Below are 6,155 nucleotides of genomic sequence, written 5' to 3'. Positions count from 1 at the left end.
CCCTTCAACCCACCACCCCCTGAAGGAGCGTCAGTCATGAGCGTTGCCCGAGCCCGACCGCCGGGCCTCGTGCCCCGCCCGAGCGTCGCGCCGTCCAGGCCGGCCTCGCCGATCCGGCCTGTGCCGGCGCCGGTGTTCACGCCGGTGGAGGCGCCGCCGTGGAGCCACCGCCTGCTGCCCCGCCGACTGCGGGAGGCCATGTCGGCGGTCGGCATGTGGGAAGACCCCATCCCCCAGCCGCCCTCCAGGCATCTCGCCCAGATCAGCGTGGTGCTGGAGCACTACGGCTGGTGCCAGGCGGCGGACGTCTCCTGGCCCGGCAAGTTGTGTATCCGGGGCGCCCAGGACCTGCTGGAGCGCACCGGCCACGTCACCCGCGTCGACCGCCAGCTGGCCGTCGGCTACCTGCAGCAGGCCCTCGCCGCCGCCGGCGTCCGGATGGCTTTTCACGCGTGGAATGACCTGCCCGGAAACAGCCTGGAGACCGTCCAGATTGTTTTGCGTTCCGCCGCCGCGCGGGCCCACAAGAAAGGAGACTAGGAAATGTCGAACGAGAATTATTCGCCGCGCAGCAGCGACGAATTCGACGACATCATCGCCGGGAACTACACGGACGAGGCCGTGAATTCCCCTTACGGGGGTCCGGCCCGTAAGCCGGGGATGACCCGGCGCGGCAAGCTGATCCTCGGCGGCGCGGCCGTCGCCGGCGTCACCGTCCTCGGTATCGGCGGATTCGTCGCCGTCAACTCGATGCAGCAGAACGCGATCCGCGAGCGCGAGATCGAGCTCCAGCTGCGCCTGGCGGAGATGGAGCACGAGCAGGAGATGCAGGCCGCGCGCCTGGAACTCGGCGACGTCGACCCCTCCGAGCTGTGCGTGGAGACGGAGGACGGCCAGCAGTACGAGGCCGTCGCGTCCTGCTCGCCCTCGGACATCACGGCCGCGGTCGAGACCGCCACGGCGGCCGCCAGCGGCGAGGGCGGTGGCGGTGGTGGTTCGGCCGCGGTGCCGGCCTCCGCCGTGGTCCTGGTCGTGATCTGCGGCGTGGTCTACCTGGCCACCAAGAAGCGGACCGCCTGACCCCAACTACCTACCTACTTCCTACCTACCGGCCCGGAAACGCCTGCTCAGGCGCGCGTGGGCGCCCCCGGGGAGTTCTCCCGGGGGCGGTAGGTAGGAAGTAGGTAGCTCGGCGCCAGGGAGGCGTGATGAGCACGAAGGAGCCCTCGGAGACGAGGGCCGGAGAGGACTTGGCCGTCGTCGAGGACGACGTCCAGGAGGACGGCGCCGCGCCCCGGCGCCGCTCGGTCATGGAGTCGATCCTGGAGCCGGTCGAGCCGGCCCGCCCCCAGGAGCCCGACGAGGACCAGGACGACGAGGAGGACGGCGAGGGCACGGGGGTGTCCGGCGCGTCCTCCGCTGACCTCCAGGGCGGCGCCGGTGGGGAGGCCGACCAGGGCAGCGACAAGGCGTCGAATTCCTCATCGGGATCGGCCACTTCATTCCGCGATGTGTTGCGGGAGAGGGCGCGGGCCCGGGCGAAGGAAGCCGAAGCGCGGAAAGCGGAGGCGCTCGCCAATCAAACGCGGGTGACTCGTACGGAAACTGTCGCTTCTGGCGGTGGGAAGGAATCGTCGGCCGGCCACCGTGAGAGCGGTACCGGCGGTGGAAAGGGCCCGGGACGCTCCGGATCGGGCGGGAAGAATGGCCGGACCGGTGGCGGAGCCCGGAATTCACCGGGCGCCGCCGGCGGTAATTCCGGCGGTGGCGGCGGGGGGAATTCCCCGGGCCGGACCCGGGAGAATGCCAGCGGTTCCACCTCGAGCACGCCCGGCGGCGGTCGCCGGCCGAACGGCTCCGGCGGGGACAGTAGCTCGGCCTCCGGTTCGGTGGGCCGTGGCGGGTCCTCTGGCACCACCGGCGGTGGCGGCGGTCGGGCCGGAACGCAGCACGGCGCCGGCGGTTCGTCCGGCGGCGGCTCCCCCTCGGGTGCTTCTGGGGGGAGTGGCCAGCGGTTGTCCAAGTCCCCCCGGAACGGCGGCGGCTCGGGCAAGGCCGGCGGTGGTTCGTCCGGCACGACCGGGACGGGCGGCACGTCCGGCGGCGGCGGAGGCAGTTCGGGCAAGGACAGCCGTTCCGCCGTGGATCCGATGACGACCCGCCCGGCCCGCGAGGCGGGCTATCGCGATGGGACCCGGGCCGGCCGCGCGGTCGCCAAGGCGAAGGCCTACCGGCATGGCGCCCGGGACGGCTGGACGGACGCCACGACCAAGGCGCAGCGAGAGAAGGAGCAGATGGACAAAGCCAAGGCCAAGACCGAGAAGAAGGCGGAGCCGATCGGGGTCTCGCCGGGGAAGAACGGCGGCCTGGTCCTGGACGGCGCGGACCGGGACGCGCTGAGCAGCGGCGAGGTCCGCCGCGTGGACCGCTACCTGGACGTCATGGCCCGCAAGGCCAAGCTCTTGGAGCGGATGACCGAGGAGGCGCAGGTCCTGGTCGACACCTGCAAGGAGATGCGCAAGCGCGTCACGATCCTGCAGGACGCCGCGAAGGTCCAGGAGGCCGGCGAGAAGACCCAGGAGGCGCTGGCGCTGTACGCGGAGAAGGTGCGTGAGGCGCTCCAGCAGGCCGAGCAGCAGCAGGAGCGGCTGCTGAAGGCCGCGGACCGGGCACGGGAGGTGCAGGCGAACGCTCGCGAGCGCTACCGGCTCATCACCGCGGCCGTGCAGGACGCCGGCCGGACGGCCCCGGCCAACATGACCTACTACCAGCGCTGAGGAGCGTCGTGAGTGACCTGACCCACACCGGATTCGTCCGCGCCATCAAGAAGCTCGACTCCGAGACCCAGAAGGTCGGCGCGGTCCTCGAGGAGCGGGCGAGGATGCTGAAGGAGATCGGCGAGGACACCGCCGCCGTCGCGGAGATGATCGGCGAGATGCGGATCGACACCCCGACCGTGGAGGAGTGCCGCTCCCTGGCTGTGGAGTGCGGCGCGCTGAACGAGGGCTACGCGAAGTTCCTCAACCACCTCCACGACGTCCAGCGCGTCTCCGAGGTGATGCGGGAGACCGCGGCCCGGGAGGACGGCGCGATCCAGGAGGCCGTGGACGCCTCCAACATCCAGGGCGTCCACGACATCGACCGCCTCTGGTTCAAGCAGGACTAACCCCATCGGATCCACTCCCTGGATCCACTCCCACCTCTGGAGCGGGCCGGCAGCAGCTGCTGCCGGCCCGCTCCCATGCGATACGGAAGGAACCACTGCCGTGACCACCGACACGAACGCGCAGCAGCAGCGGCGCGCCCTCACCCCTGAGATCGAGGTCGGCCGCCCCGAGCGTGCGGTGGCCCTCGGCTCGATCTTCGCTCCCGCCGCCGTCACCGCCGCCATGCCGATCCTGGAGTCGTCCGCGTCGTTCGGCCTGACGCTGGCGACCGGTGGCTACCTCACCCTCGCGACCGCCGCCTACACGCAGCAGATCTCCGCTCGCGTGCTGGAGATGATCCCGGGCGGGGACATCCTCCACGGCCACCGCTCCACCCTCATGCTGTCCTCCGCGCTGACCACCAGCGGTCTGGTCGCCGGCCTGGCCGGCGGCGACGCCGGCAGCCTCGGCCTGCTGCTGGGTTTCCTGGACGTGCCCTCCGTGGAGGGCCTGGCGTCGCTGACCTGGTGGGGCGCCACCGGCATCCTGCCACTCAAGCTCCGCAAGGTACTCGCGCGCCGCGGCTCGAAGAAGCAGCGCAAGAAGGCCGGCCCCAAGCTCATCCCGGGGATGAGTGCTCGGGAGCGCGACATCCTGTTGACCTGGGCTCACTTCGCTTCCGACGGCCCCGCCAAAGACCACGTGATGACCCTGCGGGTGCTGCGGCCGGACCGGTGGGAAGCTGCCATCGTCGCTCCCAAGGGCAAGCCGGTGCAGGTTCGCGCCGAGGCGATCTCCGCGCTCTACGAGGTGCCGCTGGACCAGGTCGAGATCCTGACCGGGGCCCACGCTGGGGAGTGCCTGGTCATCGTCCACGCCCAGCCGAGGGCCGCCGTGACGCAGCAGACCCCGTCCGGGATCAAGGGGCTGTGGGAGCTGCGCGTGGCCAAGGCCGGTGTCCTGCCCCGCTCCTACGTGGATGACGTCCAGGCCCGCGACGGCGTCACCGGACTGATCATCAGGGCCAACGAGGACGCCCCCTCGTTGGCGCAGCCGAACGTGTACGACCTCGCCGGCGCGCTGCGCACCCGCCCGTCCCTGCTGGCCTACACCCCCACGACCAACCCCCGTGTCGGGCACGTACTGCTGATGGACCGCAACCCGTTGCAGGACAAGAGGCCCATCACCTCGGCGGCCGACGTCGCGATGTCGGCCTCGGGGCGGATGGCGCTGGGCATGATGGCCACCGGCCGCAAGGCCGTCCTCCAACTGGTGGACCGTGCCCTCGGTGCCCTGCACGTCGCGGTGGTCGGCACCACCGGCGCCGGCAAGGGCGGTGTCATTCAGCTCATCTGTCTCGGTGTGCACGTCGCCGGATCGGCGATCATCTACGCCGACCCCAAGGGCTCCTCCAACCCGACCGTGGAGGACATGGCCGCCTACTCCGCAGGCGGCCCGGACGACGTGATCAAGGCGCTGCGCGTCGCCAACGCCGTCCTGGACCACCGGATCGAGGAGTCCAAGGCCACCAAGACCAAGAACTTCACCCCGACTCCGGAGCGGCCGCACATCCTGGTCGTGGTGGATGAGGCGCCGGAGATCCTTAACGGCGGCGAAGGCGCGTACATCGCCTCCCGGCTCTCCCGGCTCGGCAGGTCGGTCGGCATGAGCCTGCTGATCGCCTCCCAGACCATGCTCGCCGACCTCATCGGCGGCAGCGAGGTGCGACAGCAGATCATCGGCGGCGGCACGCTCATCTTCCTACGCGTTGCAAAGGAGGTCGTCTCGCTGGCTGGCGCCATCCCGGAGAAGTTCAAGACGGTCGACCCCTCGCAGATCCCGATCTCCTGGAGCGCGGACGAGGACGAGGAGCAGATCTTCTACGACGAGACCCAGGAGATCCCCGAGCACGACCGCACCTACGGCCTCGGCTACATCGCCGACCACACCACCTCACCCCAGATGTTCCGCGCCTCGGACATGGAGGACGCCGCCCCCTACCTGAGCGGCATCCCGGTCACCCACCCCGCAGACGTCCCCTGGTGGCACGATGTCGAGGCCCTCGCCGCCATCGAGAACACCGTGGTGAAGAAGAAGGCCACCGTCTCGGACGACGAAGGCGGGGCCGGGTTCGAGCCCGGCTACGAGCCCGGCGAGCCGGGCCTGAGCCTGCTCAAGGAGCCCACCGCCCGCGAGCGCGTCCTCGCCGGCCTCACCTGGCTGCACCGCGAGATGGGCGACATCGAGGACGGATACCCGGTCAAGGAGATCGAGTTCGCCTCCAAGGTCGCCGGCCAGACCCTCCAGAACGTCCTCGGCGATCTGACCAAGGCCGGCGACATCATCCGGGTCAAGAAGGGCCACTACGCCCTCCCACCCAGCGACGACCAGGACTGATCCACCCGGCTGCTGACCCGGCTACCTGCCCGGCCCTCGGACCCGACGCCCTCCAGCGCCCGGGCCCGAGGGCGGGACAGGCAGCCCGGCACCCGCCGGGCTACCCACCACCGTCCGAACGAAAGGCAGGTCACCCCTTGACCGACATCGAACGCCTCATCGCGATCGCAGCCCGCGCGAAGGCCCTCCCCGCATCCGCGAACCACTGGCGGCAGCGAGACACGGACGCCGGACTCATCGAGGACGCCGACGGCCACCCGATCGCCGTCCTGGGCACCAGCGGCGACGTGTACCTGCCCGAAGGCGTCTTCCTCGCCCACGCCCCCCGCGACATGCGGTGGCTGCTCCAGCAGTACACACAGATGCGGGAAGCCCTCAACGAGCTGTGGGACCGCATCGACGACGCCGGCAGCCTCATGTCCACCGACTACGTCCAAGGCGCCATCGAGCGCACCCTCCCGGACACGGATCGCATCCGGGCCTGGGCCCGCGCGAACGGCCACCAGATCGGCGACCAGGAGCTCATCCCCAAGTTCATCCGGCTCGCCTACCGGGAGAGCAACCACCCGCAGCGGTCCCTGCCCTGACCCCAACCCTCCCGCACACCACGGC

Annotated in this window: 6 protein-coding genes; all 6 read left to right on the top strand. The window is 70.8% G+C overall.

The genetic code is table 11. The annotated features are described in order from the left end of the window. Nucleotides 1–36 precede the first annotated feature (36 nt). The 6 genes from E1265_RS32260 (at nucleotide 37) to E1265_RS32235 (ending at nucleotide 6,130) form a co-directional block, all read left to right on the top strand. Nucleotides 37–540: a hypothetical protein gene (locus E1265_RS32260; protein ID WP_243741264.1), complete on the top strand. Its 504-nt coding sequence runs from the start codon at nucleotides 37–39 to the stop codon at nucleotides 538–540. 3 nt (nucleotides 541–543) lie between these two features. Next, on the top strand, nucleotides 544–1,080 hold the full coding sequence (locus E1265_RS32255; protein ID WP_132934508.1) for a hypothetical protein: 537 nt from the start codon (nucleotides 544–546) through the stop codon (nucleotides 1,078–1,080). A gap of 128 nt (nucleotides 1,081–1,208) precedes the next feature. Continuing rightward, complete coding sequence (locus E1265_RS32250) at nucleotides 1,209–2,777, top strand: hypothetical protein (protein WP_132934507.1); 1,569 nt, start codon at nucleotides 1,209–1,211, stop codon at nucleotides 2,775–2,777. Between the two features lie 8 nt (nucleotides 2,778–2,785). Next, on the top strand, nucleotides 2,786–3,166 hold the full coding sequence (locus E1265_RS32245; protein WP_132934506.1) for a hypothetical protein: 381 nt from the start codon (nucleotides 2,786–2,788) through the stop codon (nucleotides 3,164–3,166). A 100-nt stretch (nucleotides 3,167–3,266) separates the two neighbouring features. Beyond that, entirely contained in the window at nucleotides 3,267–5,543 is a 2,277-nt protein-coding gene (locus E1265_RS32240) for a type IV secretory system conjugative DNA transfer family protein (protein WP_132934505.1), read from the top strand. 137 nt (nucleotides 5,544–5,680) lie between these two features. Further along, on the top strand, nucleotides 5,681–6,130 hold the full coding sequence (locus tag E1265_RS32235; RefSeq protein WP_132934504.1) for a hypothetical protein: 450 nt from the start codon (nucleotides 5,681–5,683) through the stop codon (nucleotides 6,128–6,130). The last annotated feature ends 25 nt before the right edge of the window (nucleotides 6,131–6,155 follow it).

The sequence above is a fragment of the Streptomyces sp. 8K308 genome, from assembly GCF_004348315.1.
GTDB lineage: Bacteria > Actinomycetota > Actinomycetes > Streptomycetales > Streptomycetaceae > Streptomyces.
Note: the sequence above shows the minus strand (reverse complement) of the source record. Positions and strands in the feature narration are given on the sequence as shown.